At 72.3% G+C, this 20,494-nt stretch carries 15 protein-coding genes; 3 read left to right on the top strand and 12 right to left on the bottom strand.

Annotated elements, in window-relative coordinates; translation table 11 throughout:
* Positions 1-19: 19 nt before the first annotated feature.
* The 6 genes from AB0M26_RS11375 to AB0M26_RS11350 form a co-directional block, all read right to left on the bottom strand.
* Positions 20-814: a VOC family protein gene (locus AB0M26_RS11375; protein WP_365258188.1), complete on the bottom strand. Its 795-nt coding sequence runs from the start codon at positions 812-814 to the stop codon at positions 20-22.
* A 495-nt stretch (positions 815-1,309) separates the two neighbouring features.
* A complete protein-coding gene (locus AB0M26_RS11370; RefSeq protein WP_365258185.1) occupies positions 1,310-2,524 on the bottom strand; it encodes a DUF4032 domain-containing protein in 1,215 nt (404 codons plus the stop codon).
* 148 nt (positions 2,525-2,672) lie between these two features.
* On the bottom strand, positions 2,673-3,029 hold the full coding sequence (locus tag AB0M26_RS11365) for a VOC family protein (RefSeq protein ID WP_365258182.1): 357 nt from the start codon (positions 3,027-3,029) through the stop codon (positions 2,673-2,675).
* A 53-nt stretch (positions 3,030-3,082) separates the two neighbouring features.
* A complete protein-coding gene (locus AB0M26_RS11360) occupies positions 3,083-3,727 on the bottom strand; it encodes a lactate utilization protein C (RefSeq protein WP_365258179.1) in 645 nt (214 codons plus the stop codon).
* Complete coding sequence (locus AB0M26_RS11355; protein ID WP_365258177.1) at positions 3,724-5,277, bottom strand: lactate utilization protein B; 1,554 nt, start codon at positions 5,275-5,277, stop codon at positions 3,724-3,726. The genes AB0M26_RS11360 and AB0M26_RS11355 overlap by 4 nt, the downstream gene beginning before the upstream one ends.
* A complete protein-coding gene (locus tag AB0M26_RS11350; RefSeq protein WP_365258174.1) occupies positions 5,274-6,026 on the bottom strand; it encodes a (Fe-S)-binding protein in 753 nt (250 codons plus the stop codon). The genes AB0M26_RS11355 and AB0M26_RS11350 overlap by 4 nt, the downstream gene beginning before the upstream one ends.
* A gap of 232 nt (positions 6,027-6,258) precedes the next feature.
* Between AB0M26_RS11350 and AB0M26_RS11345 the strand changes: the two genes are divergently transcribed.
* Entirely contained in the window at positions 6,259-7,371 is a 1,113-nt protein-coding gene (locus tag AB0M26_RS11345; protein WP_365258171.1) for a zinc-dependent alcohol dehydrogenase family protein, read from the top strand.
* A 92-nt stretch (positions 7,372-7,463) separates the two neighbouring features.
* Here AB0M26_RS11345 and AB0M26_RS11340 read toward each other — a convergent pair whose 3' ends face one another.
* From AB0M26_RS11340 to AB0M26_RS11320, 5 genes are all read right to left on the bottom strand, one after another.
* Entirely contained in the window at positions 7,464-10,058 is a 2,595-nt protein-coding gene (locus AB0M26_RS11340) for a SpoIIE family protein phosphatase (RefSeq protein ID WP_365258168.1), read from the bottom strand.
* 376 nt (positions 10,059-10,434) lie between these two features.
* On the bottom strand, positions 10,435-10,812 hold the full coding sequence (locus AB0M26_RS11335; RefSeq protein ID WP_365258165.1) for a PT domain-containing protein: 378 nt from the start codon (positions 10,810-10,812) through the stop codon (positions 10,435-10,437).
* A 479-nt stretch (positions 10,813-11,291) separates the two neighbouring features.
* Complete coding sequence (locus AB0M26_RS11330; protein ID WP_365258162.1) at positions 11,292-13,136, bottom strand: GMC family oxidoreductase; 1,845 nt, start codon at positions 13,134-13,136, stop codon at positions 11,292-11,294.
* On the bottom strand, positions 13,133-14,524 hold the full coding sequence (locus AB0M26_RS11325) for a hypothetical protein (protein WP_365258160.1): 1,392 nt from the start codon (positions 14,522-14,524) through the stop codon (positions 13,133-13,135). The genes AB0M26_RS11330 and AB0M26_RS11325 overlap by 4 nt, the downstream gene beginning before the upstream one ends.
* Complete coding sequence (locus tag AB0M26_RS11320) at positions 14,521-15,216, bottom strand: GntR family transcriptional regulator (RefSeq protein WP_365258157.1); 696 nt, start codon at positions 15,214-15,216, stop codon at positions 14,521-14,523. The genes AB0M26_RS11325 and AB0M26_RS11320 overlap by 4 nt, the downstream gene beginning before the upstream one ends.
* Before the next feature lie 221 nt (positions 15,217-15,437).
* On the opposite strand from AB0M26_RS11320, the gene AB0M26_RS11315 reads away from it, so the two are divergent.
* Positions 15,438-17,834, top strand: coding sequence for a glycosyl hydrolase family 65 protein (locus AB0M26_RS11315; RefSeq protein WP_365258154.1), 2,397 nt, complete (start codon positions 15,438-15,440; stop codon positions 17,832-17,834).
* 24 nt (positions 17,835-17,858) lie between these two features.
* Here AB0M26_RS11315 and AB0M26_RS11310 read toward each other — a convergent pair whose 3' ends face one another.
* On the bottom strand, positions 17,859-19,103 hold the full coding sequence (locus AB0M26_RS11310) for an aromatic acid exporter family protein (protein WP_365258151.1): 1,245 nt from the start codon (positions 19,101-19,103) through the stop codon (positions 17,859-17,861).
* A 122-nt stretch (positions 19,104-19,225) separates the two neighbouring features.
* Between AB0M26_RS11310 and AB0M26_RS11305 the strand changes: the two genes are divergently transcribed.
* A complete protein-coding gene (locus tag AB0M26_RS11305) occupies positions 19,226-20,023 on the top strand; it encodes a VOC family protein (RefSeq protein WP_365258148.1) in 798 nt (265 codons plus the stop codon).
* Positions 20,024-20,494: the final 471 nt, after the last annotated feature.

Raw genomic sequence — 20,494 nt, 5'->3', positions numbered from 1 at the left:
CCTGCATGGGCCCCGCCCACTACAGGGGGCGCGGGGTGATCACCGCGAAGACCGCGCCCTGCGGGTCCTGGACCACCGCCATCCGCCCCGCGGGCATGTCGGACGGCGGCCGCATCACGTTGCCGCCGGCCTTGATGAGGGCGTCCACCGTGGAGTCGGCGTCGTCGACGGCGAAGTACGTGAGCCAGTGCGAGGGCACCTCGGGACTGTCCTCGCCCTGGACCGCCATGCCGCCGACCGTACGGTCGCCCGCCTTGACCCCGAAGTAGTTCTCCATCCCTTCGACTCCGGGGATCTCCATCGGGCCGATGTCGATGCCGAGGGCCGCCGGGTAGAAGGCGCGGGCACGGTCGGGGTCCCGCGTGCTCAGCTCGCTCCAGATCATGGCTCCGTGCTCATTGGCGATTCCGGCGCCGGGGAAGTCCTTCGCCTGCCAGATGCCGAACACGGCGCCGTTGGGGTCTGCGGCGATCGCCATCCCGCCGAGCGTGCCGATGTCGTCCGGCGGGAACATGACGGTGCCGCCGTTCTCCGTGATCGCCCGCGCCGTGGAGTCGGCGTCCGGTGTCGCGAAGTAGGTCGTCCACGCTGTGGGGGGCGGTGGTTGATCGCCCATCGGCTGCGCCGACATGATGCCGGCAACCGATTTCCCGTGCAGTTCGCAGCTCGCATAGCCGCCGAACTCGGGCGGTCCGATCTCGCCCTGCCAGCCGAACAGATCGCGGTAGAAGTCCAGAGCGGCCTGCTGATCGGGCGCGCTGAGATCGATCCAGCACGGAGTCCCGGGCACGTACGGAGTGGTGATCTCGGGCATGTGTGCCTCCCGCTGACGACAAATCCCGCCCCGAGCCGTCGTCCGGCCGCGGGGCCGGTGAACATCCCCGCCTACGGCCCACACTCCAGGAGTCGGGCCGGCCCCGCCACTCGGGTGTACGGCCGCGCCCCTGGCGTGAACGGTGACCGTGGCACGGGCGTGGGGTGCAGCCGGGGCCGAGGCTCGCGCAGGGGTCGGCGAGGACGCGGCCCCGCCCCGCTTCGCGGCCGCTACGGACACGGCTTCGCCACCGTTGCGGGCCGTCGCTGTGCCGGGTCCGGGATCGCCGCCGTGACGGGGCCCGGAGTCGCCGTATGCCGCCGGCCCCAGCCGCAGCCTCAGCCCGGCCCAGCTCAGCCGCAGCCTCAGCCCCAGCCTCAGCCCGGCTCAGCCGCAGCCCAGCTCAGCCGCAGCCCCGGCCCAGCTCAGCCGCCCTCGTCAGCTCGCGGCACATACACGGCCGCGGCGGCTCAGGGCGTACCGCGGGCCAAGCGGTCAGGTGGCCGGCCGGCGCGGCAGCACCGTCCGCGCGTAGTCCTCCACTGCGGCTTCCATCCCCACGTCGCGCTGCGCCCGCTCGGACAACAGCCAGCGGTGTTCGAGCAGTTCGTGGTAGATCTGCGCGACGTCGGCCGAGGCGCGCACCTCGCGCGGTACGGCGCGGACGGCCGGGCGGAACACGTCCCGGACCCAGCGGTGGGCCAGAACTTCGGGGCGCGCGCCGAGGGGATCGCCGGGTGCGTAGTCCTCCTGCGAGACCATCCAGGTCTCCAGGTCGTTGAGGAGGCTCCGCGCCTGGTTCTCCTCCGCGTCCATGCCGGTGAGCCGCAGCAGTTGCCGCTGGTGGTGGCCGGCGTCGACGACCTTGGGCAGGAAAGTGACGGCGTCACCGTCCGGTGAGCGCTGGATCTGCATCTCGGCCACGTCGAAGCCGAGGTCGTTGAGGCGCCGGATGCGGCGGTCGATGTAGTGGCGCTTGGCGAGCGGGTAGACCGACTGACGGGTCAGCTCGTGCCACAGCTCGCCGTAGCGGTCCGCGATGGCCTGGCCGAACAGCACGGGGTCGACGGAGGGGTGCAGCGACCCGCCCGCCTCCAGGTCCATCAGCTCCCCGGCGATGTTCACCCGCGCCACCTCGACGTCGTACTCCCGCTGCCCGTCGGTCAGCCGGGGCTGGATCTGCCCGGTCTCCGCGTCCACGAGGTAGGCGGCGTACGCGCCGGCGTCGCGCCGGAACAGGGTGTTGGACAGCGAGCAGTCGCCCCACGCGAAGCCGATCAGGTGCAGGCGTACGAGCAGCACGGCGAGGGCGTCGAGCAGCCGCTTGATCGTGCTGGGGCGCATCGTCGTCTCGAACATCGAGCGATACGGCAGCGAGCCCTTGAGGTGGCGGGTCACCAGCGCCGGTTCGAGGGGACCCCCGTGCTCGTCCGTGCGCCCCGTCACCACGGCGACGGCGTCGACGGCGGGTACGGCGAGCCGGTCGAGGTCGCGCAGCAGGCCGTACTCCCGGGTGGCGGCCCACTCGCCGACCTCCTTCACCGCGACGACCTCGTCCCCGGCGCGGGCGAACCGGACGATGTGCCGGGAGATACCGCGGGGCAGCGCGACCAGGCACTCGTCCGGCCACTCCTCGAGCGGCCTGCTCCAGGGCAGGTCGAGTAGTGCCGCCGGATGTTCGGGCGAGGTCGCGGTGATCCGGAGCTCCATGGGCACCAGTCTGCGGCAGGAAGGTTTCTGTGCTCCGGGAGGGGTGAGAGCCGGGCGGCGGTACGCGGCCCGCGGTGGCCGGGAGATGGACGTCCACCGCGGGCTGCCGTCCGCGAGGGCAGGCCCGGCGTCCCGCCACGCCGCTGTGTCATTCGGGCCGGTGGCAGACCGCCTCCACGTTGTTCCCGTCGGGATCGCGCACGAAGGCCCCGAAGTAGTGCTCGTGGTACTCCGGCCACCTCCGAGGCTCGTGCAGGCTCTCGGCCCCGGCCGCTGTCGCCGCCTCGTGGAAAGCCCGCACGGCCGCGCGGTCGGGAGCCTCGAACGCGATGTGCGCCTCGCGCGCCTCGCCGCCCGTCGTGGCCGGACCGAGCCAGAAATCGGGCCGGTCCGTGCCATACCCGATCACGGAGCCGAAGTCCATGGGCCGTCTGCCTCCGAGCGGGGTCAGCGCGGTGTCGTGGAAAACCGCTGCCGCCTCCACGTCCCGGACCTGAATCGCCATGTGATCAATCATGCGTCGAGTCTGGCAGCGGGGTCCGACAATCGGGCCCGTCCTCAGTCCGCGAGCAGGATGACCTCGAGGGTGCGCGGGCCGTGCACGCCCTCCACCCGCTCGAGTTCGATGTCGCTCGTCGCCGAGGGCCCGCTGATCCAGGTCAAGTGCCGCGCCGGATCGAGCCGTTCCAGCGCCTGCGGCACGGAGTCCACCACCTGTTCGGGGACCCGTACGACGCAGATGTGATGGTCGGGCACCAGGGTGATCCGCCGGCGCCCCTGCTCCGGGCCGCCGTCGAGAACGATCGTGCCCGTCTCGGCGATGGCCAGGGCACAGCCCGTGACGACGCTGTCGACCGCGTCGAGTTCCCGCGGGGTGCTCTCCGGCCGGTCCGCGATCCGGGTCGCCTCCGCGGACGCCGTCCACCCCCGCGGTAGTCCAGGCGGTACGAGGACGGAGGCCGCGCCCCGCTCCGCAAGCAACCGGGCGATGAGCGCGGGCAGCCCCTCGGCGGTCGTACGGTGCACGACGGCCCGGTAGTCGGCGAGGTTCCCGGCGAGCAGATCCGCGGTCTGCGCCGGGGTCCGCTCGCCGTGCACCCGCAGATAGTCGCGCGCGACCGGGACGTCCTCGGGCCGTTCCTCGCGCGGCACGTCCGCAAGGGCGCGGCGCACCCGCCCGAGGATCCGTTCCCTGCTGCTCACCGTCCGCCTCCTCCCTCGCCCCGTGTCCGCTTTCCTCCCTCACCGCGCGTCCGCTCTTGCGCACCGCCGCCCGACCGGCGTTCCTCCTCGCCCCGCGTACGCCGCCACCAGTCGCGGAAGGACTCGGCGGGCACCTCGGGCAGGTCGCGCGTCCGGGTCCAGGCCCGGCCCGGGCCCGGAAGCCGTTTCGGATGCAGCCGCCGTGTATGGGAGGCGAGGCGCTGCCCCGCGCGCAGCGCCCCCGGGTGGTCCAGCGTCCAGCGGGCCGCGCGCATCGCCGCACGCTCGGCCGCATGGCCCTTCGCGGGCCTGATCGTCACCTTGGTGCCCTGCCGGGTCACCTCACCGCCCTCGACGACCCGCTCCCGCAGGTGCACCAGCACCTCGGGGATGTCGATGGCGACCGGGCACACCTCGTAGCAGGCGCCGCAGAGCGATGAGGCGTAGGGCAGCGACTGCTCCAACGGGCCTTCCGTGCCCCGCAGTTGGGGTGTGAGGATCGCGCCGATCGGACCGGGGTACGGGGAGCCGTACGCGTGCCCGCCGGCCCGCTCGTAGACCGGGCACACATTCAGGCACGCCGAGCAGCGGATGCAGCGCAGGGCCTGCCGCCCCACCGTGTCGGCAAGGGTGTCGGTGCGGCCGTTGTCGAGCAGGACGAGGTGGAAGGCGCGCGGTCCGTCATCCTCCCGCGTCCCGGTCCACATCGAGGTGTACGGGTTCATGCGCTCGGCCGTGGAGGACCGGGGCAGCAGTTGGAGAAAGACCTCGAGGTCACGCCAGGTGGGCACGATCTTCTCGATGCCGACGACCGAGATGAGCGTCTCGGGGAGGGTCAGGCACATTCGCCCGTTGCCCTCGGACTCCACCACGACCAGCGTGCCCGTCTCGGCCACGATGAAGTTGGCCCCGGAGACTCCGACGCGGGCACGGAGGAACTTCTCGCGCAGATGCAGCCGGGCCGCCTCCGCCAGTTCGGCGGGCGCATCGGTGAGGTCGTCGGGTGCCGGGCGCCCCCAGTCGGCCATCCGCTCCCGGAAGATGTCGCGGATCTCGGAGCGGTTGCGGTGGATGGCAGGGACGAGGATGTGGGAGGGCAGGTCGTCGCCCAACTGCACGATGAGTTCGGCGAGATCGGTCTCACAGGCGGTGATGCCGGCACGTGCCAGGGCGTCGTTGAGCCCGATCTCCTGGGTGGCCATCGACTTGACCTTCACCACCTCTCTCTCGCCGGTGGCGCGGACGAGATCGGTGACGATCCGGTTGGCCTCGTCGGCGTCCGCCGCCCAGTGCACCCGGCCCCCGGCCGCCGTCACCCTCTCCTCGACCTGCTCCAAGTAGTGGTCGAGATGGCGCAGCGTACGGTTCTTGACGGCGGCTCCGGCGGCGCGCAGCCGCGTCCAGTCCTCCAGTTCGCCCACCGCCTTCGCGCGCTTGTCGCGGATGGTGTGCGTGGCGTGGCGCAGATTGCCGCGCAGGGTCGCCTCCCGTGTGGAAAGTTCCGCGGCCCGGGGGAAGGCGGGCATGCCCAGGTAGGTGCGGCGGCTCATCGCGCATCCTCTTCCGTGCTCGCCAGGATCTCGGCGATGTGGACCGGGCGTACGGGCGAACCGAGACGGGTCAGTGTGCCGCCGATGTGCATCAGGCAGGAGTTGTCGACCGCACACACCACCTCGGCCCCCGTGGCCGTGATGCTTCGCGCCTTGTCGGCGCCCATCGCGGCGGACACCGCGGCGTTCTTGACGGCGAAGGTGCCGCCGAAGCCGCAGCACTCGTCCGACCCCGGAAGTTCGCGCAGTTCGAGCCCCTTCACGTTGTCCAGCAGCCGGCGGGGCCGGTCGCCGAGCCCCAGCACGCGCAGCCCGTGGCACGTGGGGTGATACGTGACGGTGTGCGGGTAGTACGCCCCGACGTCCGTCACCTTCAGTACGTCCACCAGGAACTCGGTGAGCTCGTACGTCCTCGGCACGGCCACGGCGGCGGCCTCGGCGAGCGCGTCCCCCCGGCCCTCGGCGGCGGCCCTCTCACCGATCCGCGGGTAGTTGTCGCGCACCATCGCAGCGCAGGAACCGGACGGGGTGACGACGTAGTCGTAGTCGCGGAACACGTCGGCGTAGCGCCGGACGAGCGGCTCCGTCTCGTGGCGGTAGCCGGTGTTGAACTGCGGCTGCCCGCAGCAGGTCTGGGCGGCGGGGAAGTCCGCCTCGACGCCCAGGCGCCCGAGCAGAGCGACGACCGCCCGGCCGGTGCGCGGATACAGCGTGTCGTTGACGCAGGTGACGAAGAGCGCTACGCGCATGACGGCTCCTCCGGGCGGTCGGTCGTGACCGCTGCCGCGCCGGGCCCGGTCCGGCCGGGAGCCCGCTCCCGCGACACCTGATCACCCATGGGCTCATAGTGCCGCAGGCCCCGGGCCTCCCGCACGTGCGGACCGGTGGGCGGGTCGTGGTCTTGATCGACCCGCCGGGTGGGCCGAGCATGATGACACTGAGGCAAGGGAGCACAAGGGCACGGGAGGGAGGCCATGACCGATGCGCGCTGTGGTGTTCGAGGCGTTCGGCCGCGCGCCGGAGGTGCGGGAGGTTCCGGAGCCGTCGGCCTCCGCGCACGGCGCGGTGATCCGGGTCGAGGCGACCGGGCTGTGCCGGAGCGACTGGCACGGGTGGATGGGCCACGACCCGGACGTGACGCTGCCGCATGTGCCCGGCCACGAACTGGCAGGGGTCGTCGAGGAGGTGGGGCCCCGGGTCGCCAACTGGAAGGCGGGCGATCGCATCACGGTTCCCTTCGTCTGCGCCTGCGGCCGCTGTCCGGCGTGCGCCGCGGGCGACCAGCAGGTGTGCGAGCGCCAGACGCAGCCGGGCTTCACCCACTGGGGTTCCTTCGCCGAGTACGTCCGTATCGAGAACGCGGACGTCAATCTGGTGGGGCTACCGGACGACATGGCGTACGGTACGGCGGCCGCCCTCGGCTGCCGCTTCGCCACGGCGTTCCGCGCCGTCGTGGCCCAGGGGCGGGTGGCGCCGGGGGAGTGGGTCGCGGTGCACGGGTGCGGTGGGGTGGGGCTGTCCGCCGTCATGATCGCGGCCGCATGCGGGGCCTGCGTCGTCGCCGTCGACGTCTCGGCCGAGGCGCTGGAGCTGGCCGGGCGACTCGGCGCGGCCGTATGCGTCGACGCCTCCGCGGCGCCCGGCTCCGCGCCGTCAGGTTCCGCGCCGTCCGGCTCCGCGGTGCCCTTCTCCGCGCCGTCCGGTTCCGCGGCGGACGCCGTGCTGGAGGCCACCGGTGGCGGCGCCCACCTCTCGCTCGATGCGCTCGGCAGCCCGCAGACCTGCGCCGCCGCCATCAACGGCCTGCGCCGCCGTGGCCGCCATGTGCAGGTGGGGCTGCTGCCCGCGGCCACGGGCGATCCGCCGCTGCCCATGTCCCGCGTGGTGGCCCTCGAACTCGAGGTGCTGGGCAGCCACGGCATGCCCGCGCACGCCTACCCGCCGATGATGGACATGGTCGCGTCCGGGCTCCTCCGCCCGGACCTGCTCGTGACCGCCACCATCGGACTCGACGAGGCGCCCGCCGCGCTGGCCGCGATGGGGACGGCGGCGGGCAGGGGCGTCACCGTCATCCAGCCGCACCGCAGGATCTGACCGGGCCGCCCGGGTTTCGGAGCGAGGCGAGCCGGCGTGCACCGGCGCTCGGCACCCGCCGGCGCATGCCGGCCCACCGGTGGGCCGGGTTTTCAGGGAACGCTGTACGGGAGCGTGTCCGAGTCCGGGAAGGCCTGCTCCGTCCAGATGGTCTTGCCGGACGGGGTGTAGCGCGTACCCCATCTCCGTACGATCTGCGCCACGATGAACAGCCCCCGCCCGCCCTCGTCGTCGCTCGCGCTGTGCCGCAGGTGGGGCGAGGTGTGCCCACCGTCCGACACCTCGCACAGCAGGGTCCGGTCGCGGATGAGCCGAAGCTGTACGGGGGGAGCGGCGTGCCGGATCGCGTTCGTCACCAGCTCGCTGACGACGAGTTCGGTGGTGAACGCCAGCTCCTCCAGGCCCCATTCGCGCAGCCGCCCAGCCGCCAGGTCGCGGGCCTTGGCCACCCCCGCGGGCTCCGGGGGCAGCTCCCATACAGCCACCTGATCCGCCCCCATCCGGCGGGTCCGGACGAGCAGCAGGGCGGCGTCGTCGGCCGCAGGCCCGCCGGGAAGCAGTTCGGCGAGAACCCGGTCGCAGGTCTCGTCCAGGGAGTGCCCGGGCTCGGCGAGCACCCCGCTCAGCTTCTCAAGACCGACGTCGAGGTCCCTGGTGCGGGAGCCCACGAGACCGTCCGTGAAGAGGCTGAGCAGACTCCCCTCGGGCAGTTCGATCTCCAAGGACTCGAAGGGCAGGCCGCCGAGGCCCAGCGGCGGGCCCGGCGGGAGATCGGGGACGGACCGGGTTCCGTCGGGTGCGACGATCACCGGGGGCAGATGGCCCGCCCGCGCCATGGTGCACAGGCGCGACACCGGGTCGTACACGGCGTACAGGCACGTCACCCCGGTGGCCACGTCCTCCTCCAGCCCCGGGTGGCCCTTGGCGTGCGCCGCCGCGCCTTGCTCCGCGGACTGGCCCACCAGGTCGTCCAGGCGGAAGAGCAGTTCGTCCGGTGCGAGGTCCATGCGGGCGAGGGCCCGGACCGTCGTACGCAGACGCCCCATGGTGGCCGCGGCGTTGAGACCGTGCCCGACGACATCGCCGACCACCAGTCCGACGCGCGTCCCCGAGAGGGCGATGACGTCGAACCAGTCGCCGCCCACGCCCGCCCGGCTGTCCGTCGGCAGATAGCGGTAGGCCACGTCGAGCGCGGACTGCGGCGGCAGGTGCCGGGGGAGCAGACTGTGCTGGAGCGTGAGAGCGGCGGCGCGCTCGCGGGTGTAGCGGCGGGCGTTGTCCAGGCTCACGGCCGTACGCGCCACCAGTTCGTCGGCGAGCGCCAGTTCACCGCTGTCGAAGGGCGCGAGATTCTCCGTGCGCAGGAACGTCACCAGGCCCATCGTCGCACCGCGCGCCCGCAACGGGATGACCAGCGTGCCCTCTTCGAGAATTGTGCGTCCCGAGGACAGGCTCCGTCCCTGTGGGGAGGCAGGGGGGTAGCTGATGGACTGGGGCGTGCGCTCGACGTCGGCCGTGCCGCCCGCTGTTGAGTACCCGGCGTCGTCCGTGTCCTTCCCGTCCGCCGTGTCCTTCGCGCCCTGCCCGCTATGCGATGCCTGCTCGGTACGCATCGGGTCCTCCATGCCGACCGGGCTCCCCGCGACCTGCTCCCCCTCCTTCTCCTTCTCCAAGTCCGCGCCCTCCGTGTCCTCGGCGCGCGAGCGGCGCGCCATGCGGAGAAGAGATGCCGGGGCGTCCCGGGCCGGGTCCGGCTCCTCTCCTTCCAGGACCACGTCCACGAGATCGACGGTGACGGTGTCGGCGAACCGCGGGACGACCACGTCCGTGATCTCCCGGGCGATCAGCTCCATGTCCAGCGTCGTACCGATGCTGCCGCCCGCCCGGACCAGGAGCTCCAGCCGCTGCTGCGTCCGGTAGCGGTCGGTGATGTCGAAGGCCTCCTCGCAGACGCCGAGCACATGGCCGCGGGCGTCCTGCAGCCGGTAGTAGGAGCAGGACCAGAAGTGCTCGTTCTCCGGGTCGGCCGGGGGATGCCCGTGGTAGTGGAGGTCGACGACGGGTTCGCCGGTCGCGAGCACGTAGCGCATGACCTCCGCGAGCGTGACCGGATACGTCTTGGTGAGGAACTCACCGGCCGGATACAGCTCTTCGATGTGGCGACCGCTGAACGCCTCGAGCGGGACGCCGATTTCCTCCTCGTACTTGGCGTTGGCCCAGGCCACGCGGAGTTCCCGGTCGTAGATGCACAGGGCGATGGGCGACTGGGTGGCGAGGCCCTGGCGCATGGCCTGATGGGACTCCCAGTGCCGCAGCATCTCCAGGTCGGCGGCGACGAGCACACGGGCGGGGCCGGAGCCGCCGTTCTCCAGCTCGCACACGGTTGTGGCCACCTGCAGGACGTGACCGTCCCGGTGGCGTGCTATGCGGGGCTCGCTCGGCGGCAGCGGGCCGGCGGCGGGCTGGACGATGCCGGGGAACGTCGGTTCGGGCGTCGGGCGGCCCACGAGCAGCGTGGTCACACGATGCCCGATGATCTCCTCGGCGGTGTATCCGAGGAGGTCCTCCGCCGCCGGGGACCAGCCGATGATCACGTCCTGGGCGTCCAGCACCGCCGTGGCCGCCCTCGTGACATCGAGAGGACCACGGAAGTCATCCGCACTGTTGGACGCGTTCCACATGCTCATGGCATCAGGCCCAGCCCGGGTTCATTACCTACAGCTTCGATCCTGATCAAGGCCTCCACAACCGCAGTGGCGCGGGCCGATGCGAAGCGTCCCTGGTCAAAGGGCGATACATCCGTCACATCCGTCCTGCCCGCGGGAGGGGGGCGGGCCGGCGACGGGCGCCGTACGGGTGGGGAAGGGGCGGGCGCAGGCGGGGACCGGGGGGCTGCGGGACAGGCCAGGCGGACGGGACCGGGCAGGGGGACCGGCCGGGACGGGGGGACGGGACCGGGCAGGCCGACGGGGGCCCGGCGCGGGTGCGGCGGCAGAAAAGGCGCTGACGAGTGCGCCGGAAGCACACTCGTCAGCAGCTCTGGGTCCTCTTGGGGAGACCGGCCTACCGGCTGGCGCGCCGGCGTCGCAGCGTGACCACGGTCCCGGTGCCCGCAAGGGCCAGCAGCGCGCTGCCGCCGGCGATCTGCAGGGAGGTCGTCTGGTCGATGCTGCCGCCGAGGCCGCCCTCCGTGCCCTTGCTGGGCATGGTGGGGTGCGACGTGGGGCGCTCGGTGGGCCGGTGCGTCGGACGCTCGGTCGGGCGCTCGGTCGGGCGGTGGGTCGGGCGGTGGGTCGGCTTCTTCGTCGGGTCGTGAGTCGGGCGGTGGGTCGGCCTCGACGTCTCGTGCCCCGGCGTGGGATCGGCGAGGGCGGCCGGAGCCGCGAGGCCGAGAGTGGCACCTGTTACGAGGGCAACGGCGAATATTCGTCCAGCTCGCATGTCGGATCTCCTGCGCCGGCGCGACCTTTGGCCAAGCCGCTTCGAGGGAATTCCGGCGTACTTGGATTAAGCACGCAAAGCCATCAGTTCGCGACGGAGGAAGCGGGGTTGGGCTCACTCCGATGGCGGACCCGGCTCCTTCGCGGACAGCGTCTCTGCGCAGGTCGGCCCACGTCTCGCGCTGATGCGGCGGGATTTCGCGGGTACCCGCCGCTCGGGTGATCCGGGAGGGCCGGACCGTGCGCGCACCCGCACCGGAGTTGGCGGCAGGCCTGACGCAACGGAAGGCGGACGAAGGCCCGCCCCGGTGCGGATGAAGGCCCGCCGGAGGAAGACGGAAGCCCTGCCGGAGCGCGGAGAAGGCCCGCCGGAGGAAGAACGGAAGCCCCGGAGGGCGAGCCCCCACCCCGCCCCTCTCACGGAATGGTGCCCGCCCCCACGGGGCGCCGTCGGCAGCCGCCCGAGGGGCGACGCCGACGTCAGGTGGCGGCTTCTGCCACGGCAAGAACCGCCGCCATGATCGTCAGCTGGGGGTTCACCTCGGGACAGCTCGGCAGCAGCGAGCCGTCGGCGATCAGTACGCCCTGGACGCCGCGCAGCCGCCCCTCCGCGTCGGCGGGGCTGACCTCCGGGTCGGTGCCCATCGCAACGGTCCCCGTCGGGTGGAAGGCGGACAGATGCAGCGCGTTCGCCGACACCCCGCGCAGCAACTCGGTGAGTTCGTCCATGGAGCGCGCCCGCGGCGCCGTCGGGATGCCGGTCAGAACCTCCTCCGCACCCGCCGCGAACAGGATCCTCCCCTCCGCCTCCACCGCACGCAGCAGCTTGCGTGCGTCGTCCTGGTGCAGGTCGTAGCGGATCAGGCTGCGCCGCGCGCCGAGAACCCGGCCGGAGGAACGGTCGGCGATCATGGCGCCGACCGTGGCCAGCGACGCCGCGTCCTCCAACTCCGCACGCAGCGCGCGGCCCACACCGGGCAGGACGAACGAGCCCATGCCGGGCGGTCCTGCCGTGGCCTCGATCAGGATCCCGTCGTCGTGCAGTTCCTCCACGCCCACGCTCTGCAGGACGCCTCGCCAGGCCGTGACCGGCTCGGAGAAGCGGCCGGCGGTGCTGACCGCCGGGTGGATGGCGAGATTGCGGCCGAGCCGGGGATGACCGCCGAGACCCGAACGGCGCAGCAGCGGCGGAGAGTTGAGCGCCCCGGCCGCGACCACGACCAGCGGGCTCAGGATCTCGAACGTCGATCCGTCGGGCCGCCGTACGGCCACACCGCCCGCCCGCGGACCGCCCGGCCGGGACCGATCGACCAGAATCCGCTGCACGTACGCGCCGGTGACGATATGGGCGCCCGCCGCGCAGGCATCGGGCAGAACGGAGAGCTGAACGCTCTGCTTGGCGCCGGTGGGGCACCCTACGACGCACTGGCACGAGCCCTTGCACCCGGTCGCGTTGCGGCGCAGCGGGCCCGCCTTCCACCCCAGTTTCTCCGCGCCGAGCAGGGCGGTGCGGCCGTTGTTGCCGAGGACGTCCAGCGGGGACGTGCCGACCTGCAGGGTGCGCTCGACCTCGTCGAGGCGCGTCCCGAAGGCGTCGTCGTCGGCCATGTCCAGACCGAACTCGTCCCGCCAGCGGGCCAGGACCTGGTTCGGAGTGCGGTAGCACGTACCGGAGTTGACGATCGTGGTGCCGCCCACGGCCCGGCCGACCGGTATGACCACGGGCGGATTGCCGACGGCCACGGTGGCCCCGGCGTCGCGGTACATCTCCGTGAAACGGTCCAGCGGCGCCCGCCGTCCGAACTCCTCGGTGGTGTGGTGCCGTCCCTCCTCCAGCACGACGACGCTCATCCCGGCGCGCGCCAGTTGACGGGCCGCCATGGCACCGCCCGCACCCGAGCCGACGACGACGGCGTCGACGGTCGCGCGGTCCGGCCACTCGGACGACGGCACGCAGTCCAGCGGGGGATCGGCAGCAGCGTTCCAGGGCAATGGCACCGGCTCCGTGTGGAGCATTCGCTCAGTGCCCGCCGCGAGCATGACCGGTACCTTCACCACGTCCAGCAGTTGCAGCAGCGCCTTGTTGCCGGCGAGCGAGGTGAGCAGTTCCTCGCGCCGCTCCGGGCTGAGGCCGTGCAGTCCGCGCCCGGTGCGCACGCGGGCGTACGCGTCCACGGCCGCCGCGGCGCTGCGGACACCCGTCCGTGCCGGCGCCGGCATCGAGGCGAGCACGCCTTCCAGCCGCTGCGGGACCGCGCCGACCCAGGGCGCGCTGCCGTCGTCCGCGAGCAGCGCGGCGACCAGCCCGTCGAGCCGGCGGCTCACCGGGTGCCCACTTCCGCGTGAGCGGTGCCCGCCAGGGACCACTCCGCTTCTGTCCGCCAGCCGCCTCGTTGCCGGCGTTCCAGGACGATGTGCGCGTCGGCCGATTCGCTGTTGCGGCACACGGCGTGGCTCCCGTCGGGGTCTGTGTAGTCCAGGGCAAGGGTGCGTTCTTCGGGCTGGGTGACGGTGACGCGGATACGGCGCCCTCCGGCGCTGCCCGTCACGGTCCACTCGGGAAGGCCGATGTCGGCGCGGAAGCGGCCCGCTCCGGCCCAGCCGATCGCGCCGCGCTCCGGACGGCGCGGCCAGGTGCTTCCGTCCTTGCGCAGCCGCAGGAAGACCAGCGGGGGCAGCCGCCGCAGACCTGGGCGGGTGGAGACGGCGGCGACGACTTCGAGCACATCGCCGTCACCGAGATCCGCGTGGAGCCAGGCCCAGCGGCGGGCGTTGCCGTGCCCGTAGATACGCGCGGTCGCACCGGGTGCCCCGGCCAGCCGCAGTTCCCCGCCGTCGTAGGAGACGGTGCCGGAGTACGACGAACGCGGTGCGGGCAGGATCTGTGCGGCGGGCAGCAGTTCGCGCCGCCACGACCAGCGGGGGAAGGTGTAGAGGGGCTTGCGGTCCTCGTGGCGCTCAGTGAGTCTCCAGGCGAACTCGCTGGCGCTGCCTGCCAGTTCGCCCGGACCGGCCGTGATGCCGCCGGAGGCGAAACCGCGGGGGTTCGGCTTCCACGGCTCGGGTCCGAACCGGGCGTGCCGGACCGGTCCGTCGGGTGGATAGAGCGCGACCCATCCGTGCGCGTACGCCTCGGATCCGTCGCTGGGGGCGACCAGTTCGTGGTGCAGCCAGAGGCCGGTACGGGTCTCGGGGTCGGTGATCGTGGTGTACCAGACCTCGGTGCGTCCGGGGCTGCCGTCCCAGCGCGGGACGAGATGGCGGTCGGCCTTGTCCGGCCTGGGGAAGCGGAAGCTGGTGAGAAACGGCAGCAGCCCGGTGGTGACGGGGAAGCGCAGGGTGCCGTGCCCTGCCGTCTCCCCGTCCGCGAACAGCGTGAAAGGCAGCACGGTCATGGACTTCAACGGCCGTGAGAGCGCTATGGACTTCCAGCCGTCGACGGCGTAGCTGCGGCCCTCGGCGGTGAAGCGTATGCGGTAGCGGATGCGCCGCCTGGCAAGTGGCGAGATCTCCAACTCACCGGTCGCGTACGGGTCGTCGGCCACGCCCGCGATGCGCACCCGCCCGGTCACCCGTGCGTCCGTCGTACGGTGAAGGAGCATCAGCTCGTCGGCGCGCACCTCGAGATCCATGCGCATCGGGCGCGGCGCGTCCTCGCCCGCCAGCCGTACGGTGCCGATCATCGTCTCCGCGAACGTAGTACCGCGGCTCATGCGGCCACCCCCAGGCCCTCGAGCATGACGCGCTCGGTCTCCCCGAGATACTCCTCCGCCGCTTCTCTTGCGCCCGGGGCGTCGCCGGTGACCACCGCCTGTACGACCGGGGCGAGGCGGGCGTGGGCCACGGCCATGTCCACGAAGGGGCCGACGAGGTGCGTGCGGACCGGCAGATAGGCGTTGAACAGCGTGTTGGACAGCAGGCTGTAGACCCGGTTGCCGGTCGCGCGGGCGAGCGCGCGGTGCACCTCGACATCCGCGAGCTGGGCCGCGTCCCCGTCCTCGGCCGTCGCGATCTCCGCGAGCAGACCCATGAGTTCGACGCGCTGGTCGGGGGTGGCCTTCCGGGCGGCGCGCTCCGCGATGAGGGCCCCGACGGCCCGGCGGACCTCGAAGACCTCACCGAGCCAGTCCGGGCTGTGGCGCACCAGCATCGGCAGCAGATCGGCACCGCCGAGCCGGGTGAAGTCGCGGACGCGGGTGCCGACGCCGTGCCGGGTCTCCAGCAGTCCGGCCTGCACCAAGCGCCCGAAGGCGTGCTTGAGGGTGGTGCGCGTGACCCCGTATCCCTCGGCGAGCTGACGCTCGGGCGGCAGATAGCTCCCCGTGGGGTGTCGCCCGGAGAAGATGTCCTCGCGCAATCGGTTCTCCAGTACGTCGACGATCGTCTCGCGTGGCAGCGTCGTCACGGGCTCGCCCTCTCACAGGTGACCTTCGTGGCTGAGTGGATGAGCCACTGAACCACACTGGGCGCGGTCACGACAAGAGTCGTGAAGATGAAGGATGAACTACTCAGGGCCCCGGTGCCGTGCCCAGTGGCGGCACACCGGTCCCGGTGGCCCCCGCCCGCCCACCCATGGTGCAGTGGATGAGGAGCACGGCGCCGCGCCGCCCCGCGGAGGGAGGGACGATGCCGGAGTGGACCTGGGAATACGCCGGCTACGTTCCCACGGAGGAGCGGCTCAGGGAGTCCTTGCTGACCCTCGGGAACGGCTACTTCGCCACCCGGGGCGCTGCCCCCGAGAGCGTCGCCGACGACGTGCACTACCCGGGCACGTACGCGGCGGGCTGCTACAACCGCCTCGTCTCGCGGGTGTCGGGCCGGCAGATCGAGAACGAGGACATGGTCAATCTGCCGAACTGGCTGCCGCTGCGCTTCCGGGTCCGTACCGAGGACGGCTCCGCCGCCTGGTTCTCACCCGACGCCGACGAACTGCTGGACCACCGACTCGTCCTCGACCTGCGCGGCGGCACGCTCACCCGGCGCCTGCGCTACGAGGACGCGGAGGGCCGGCGCATGCACGTCGACCAGTGCCGTCTCGTCCACATGGGAGACCCCCATCTGGCCGCGCTGCGGACCGACTTCACCCCTGAAGGCTGGTCCGGCGAGGTCGAGGTGGAGTCGGCCCTGGACGGAGAGGTGACGAATGCGGGCGTGCACCGCTACCGGGACCTCGCGGGCAGCCACCTCACCCGGATGCAGACCGGGGCCGTGGAGCCCGACACCGTCTGGCTGCGCTGCCACACCTCCAGCTCCGACATCGGGATCGGCATGGCGGCGCGCACCACCGTCACCGGAGCCGCCCCCGTCGCCTCCCGGCTGCACATCGCGCCGCGGCACGTCGCTCACAGGCTGCACGTCCCCCTCGCGCCCGGGGCCCCCGCCACCGTGGACAAGGTCATCGCCCTGCACACCTCCCACGATCCGGCGATCAGCGATCCGCTCGACGCCGCGCTGGGCGATGTCGCCGCCGCCCCCGGCTTCGCGGGGCTCCTCGACTCCCAGCGTGCGGCCTGGGAACAGCTGTGGCGGCGCGCCGAGTTGGACGTGCCCGGGGAGGCGGGCGACATCCTGCGCCTCCACCTCTTCCATGTGCTGCAGACACTCTCGCCGCACACCGCCGACCTGGACGTGGGGGTGCCGGCCCGCGGGCTGCACGGCGAGTCGTACCGGGGCCACGTCTTCTGGGACGAATTGTTCGTCCTGCCCTTTCTCAACCTGCACTTCCCCGGCGTCTCCCACGCGCTGCTGGACTACCGGCACCGGAGGCTGCCGCAGGCCTGCAAGATGGCGGCCGACGTGGGCCGGGCCGGCGCGATGTACCCGTGGCAGAGCGGCAGCGACGGCCGGGAGGAGACGCAGGTCCTGCACCTCAACCCCCGGTCGGGCCGCTGGCTGCCCGACCACTCCCGCCTCCAGTACCACGTCGGCTCCGCCGTCGCCTACAACGTGTGGCAGTACTGCGAGGCGACCGGCGACACCGAGTTCCTGCAGACCAAGGGCGCCGAGATGATGCTGCAGATCGCCCGCTTCTGGGCGGACAGCGCGGCCTACGACCCCGGGCTCGGCCGCTACCGCATCCGCGGCGTGGTCGGCCCCGACGAGTACCACGACGCGTATCCGGACGCCACCGAGCCCGGCCTGGACGACAACGCGTACACCAATGTCACGGCCGCCTGGGTGCTCGGCCGCGCCCTGGACCTCGTCCGCGATCTGCCCGAGCCGCGGCGGCAGGAGCTGTTCCAGCACATCGGCGTCGCCCAGGGCGAGCCCGAGCGCTGGGAGGACGTCTCGAGACGCCTGCGCGTGCCCTTCCACCGCGACGTCATCAGCCAGTTCGACGGCTTCGGCGACCTGGAGGAGCTCGACTGGGAGGGGTACCGCGAGCGCTACGGGGACATCCGGCGGCTCGACCGGATACTCGAGGCCGAGAACGACACGGTCAACCGCTACCAGGCGTCCAAGCAGGCCGACGTCCTCATGCTGGGCTATCTCTTCTCACCGGCCGAACTGACCGGGCTGTTCCGGCGGCTGGGCTACGACTTCGGGGCCGAGCTGTGGCGCCGTACCGTCGACTACTACCTGCACCGCACGTCCCACGGCTCCACCCTCAGCGGCCTCGTCCACGGCTGGGTGCTGGCCCGCGTACGGCGCGCCGAGGCGTGGCGCTTCTGCCGCGACGCCCTGGAGGGCGACGTCGCCGATCTGCAGGGCGGCACGACGGGTGAGGGCATCCACCTCGGTGCCATGGCCGGGACCCTCGATCTGGTGCAGCGCGGTCTCACCGGCCTCGAGACCCGGGACGACGCGCTCTGGCTCGACCCCGTACCCCTCCCGGAACTCTCCGAGTACGGCTTCGCGCTGCGCTACCGCGGGCACTGGGGCGTGGATCTGCGGCTGCGCCACGGCCGGCTGCGGATCGAGGTCCCGGCGTCTCCCGAGCCACCCATCCGCGTGGTGCTCGCGGGCCGCTCGGTCATGGTCGCGCCCGGCGAATCCGTCGCCCTGCGGCTGCCGTACGGCTGATCACTGCGGCTGCCGTACGGGTGCTCAGTCCCGCGAGACGAGGCGCCGCAGCTTCCTGCGCACCCGGCGTACCGTACGACGCAGCCGGTAGCCGGTCGTGGGGTGGCTGGGTTCCTGGCGGTGGCGGTCCAGTTCTTCGGCCAGCCACTGGGAGCGCCGCTCGACGTCCAGCTCGTTCAGCAGGCGGTCGACATTGGCCAGCAGCGCGCCGTGGAGCTCCCACTTGTCGGGCTCCTTCTCCATTTCGGCCCGCAGCAGGTCGTCGATGCGCCGACGGGTTCGCCCCCCCTCGACCAGCGCCTCGGCGAGCTGCTCCTCGGCCACCTCGGCATTGGAGCTGACCTGGGCCGTGATGAGACGGCCGAAGCTGTCCACGGCGTCCGCGATGTGCGCGAACAACGCGCTCATGACGCCCGCCACCTCGCCCTCGTAGACGAGCTCGGAGCGGTGCTCGCGGGTGAGGTCCGTCAACGATCTGGAGAGGGTGCGCAGCACCACCGCGCAGATCTCCAGGGTGTCCAGGCCGCTGCGCAGGACGAGGCGGGCGAGCAGTCCCTCGCGCACCCGCGGGTTGAACCGCATGCTCTCGTCGGCACGGTTGAGCTGGGCGTCGACGTCGGCGACACCGTTGTCGACCTGGCGCGCCTCGTGCAGCCAGGCCACCGCGTCCTCGCCGGTCGCCCCGCGCTCCAGGGCCCGGCTCATCCGCAGCAGCAACGACCGCATCCGGCGGGCGAGGTCGGCGATGGCCTGGCCCGCGGGCTCCACATAGACCGGCGGCGCGATCAACGCGTTGAGCAGAATGCCGCACGCGGCGCCGATCAGGGTCTCGGCCACCCTGCTCCACGCCATTTGCGCCGTGTGGCTGACCCCCAGGACGAGCATGGCGCTGATCGCCACCTCGGGCACGAACTCATGGACCCGTACGAGGTGGCCGGTGACGAGCGAAGCGAAGATGAGCAGGCCGAGGCTCCACCAGCTCAGGCCCACCACGGCGCTGAACGCGGAGGCGACCAGCACGCCCGCGATGACACTGTTGACGCGCCGGAAGCCCACGGTCAGAGTCGCGTACAAGCTGACCTGGACGACCAGCAGCGCGGTCAGCGGGGCCAGCAACGGCGGCGGGCCGCCCTGGATGATCCACTCGGCGGCCGCGTAGGCGAGGGTCGCGCCCACGGTGGACCGGACGGTCTGCACCACGACCGGGTCATTGCTCCGCCCCCAGGCCTTCCGGGCGACGTCGGCGGCTTGCTGAGCGAGTCCTGGCACCTTCCCATCTATGCCATGGAGGACGGGGACGAACAATCGCGGCCACCGCGTCACAAGGCCGCGCCGCCATACGGTCGTGCGTCGGCGGGCGGCGCCGTGCGGACGGTGGCACAGTGGCGGACATGCCGGCCTCGACACACACGGTCCACGGGGCGCCGTGCTGGGTGAGTTTGATGACGCGCGACCTGGAGGCCGCGCAGAGATTTTATGGGGCGGTATTGGGCTGGTCGTTCCGCGAGACGTCACTCGGATCGGAGTTCGCCGTGGCGGTCGCCGACGACGTACCCGTCGCGGGCATCGGCGCCCTCGCGCACACCATGGGTGTCCCCGTCTCCTGGACCGCGTACTTCGCCGTCGAGACCGCCGACCTCACCGCCTCCCGGATCCGGGAGCGCGGCGGCACGGTCGGGGTCGGGCCGATCAGCATCGGCAAGGGCCGGGCAGCCCTCGCCGCCGATCCGGGCGGAGCGGTCTTCGGCTTCTGGGAGGGCAGCGGCGTCCCCGGCTGGGAGGTGGGCGTCGGCAAGGCCCCTGCCTGGCTGGAGCTGCGGACCCGCGACGCCTTCGCCGCGGCCATCTTCTACGGTCAGGTCTTCGACTGGGCATCCGGTCGGCCAGGAGCACCCGAGGTCGAGTACGAACTGGACGCGGTACGGGTGAAGGCCGGCGGCCACACGGTGGCGCATCTGCGAGGCGGCGTTATCGAGGCCGACCCGGATCCGCAAGTGCGGCCCCGCTGGCACGTCTACTTCGTCGTGGAGGACGTTGATGCGGCCGCGAATGCCGCCGTCACAGCCGGAGGCACGGTCACGGCGCAGCCGAGCGACTCCCGTATCGGGCGGGAGGCGACAGTGCGCGACCCGCACGGCGGGCTCTTCACGGTGACGGCGCCGCGGACGGAGGCGCTGGAGGACGACTGACCGACTCCTCGGTCCGGGCGGTCCGTTCCGCGCCGCGGGCGACGCCGCGCTCGCCAATGCGGCCACGGCTCTCCGCGTGCCTCGTCCATCGTGCGGACAGTCGGCGTTTCATCGACCCGCTCGCGGGCGCGTACCTGCGCGTTGCGACGCTCGCGGAGTCGGCCATCGAGCGCGGGCGTGAGGACGTGTCGTTCCGGGGGCTGGCCCCGGTGGCCGGTTCCGCCGGAGCTTCCTGGCCGCGCCCAGGGGGCAGTGGTCGTGGCCGCCGATCGCGGCCCCCGCCGGGAGCATGACCGTGGCCTCCCGGACTGCCCGGGAGGCCACGGAGGAAAGCCGAGGGCCGGTGTGGTCACCAGCTCAGGAGGTAGGTCCTCTTCTCGCTCTTCGCCTCGTGCTTCTTCTTGTAGTCGTGCGTCTTCGTCTCGTGCGTCTTCGTCTCGTGCTTCTTGTGGTCGTGTGCTTTGTGGTCGT

Source organism: Streptomyces sp. NPDC051776, assembly GCF_040681345.1.
GTDB lineage: Bacteria > Actinomycetota > Actinomycetes > Streptomycetales > Streptomycetaceae > Streptomyces.
The sequence above is the reverse complement of the archived record's forward strand: the minus strand, read 5'-3'. Positions and strand labels throughout refer to the sequence as shown.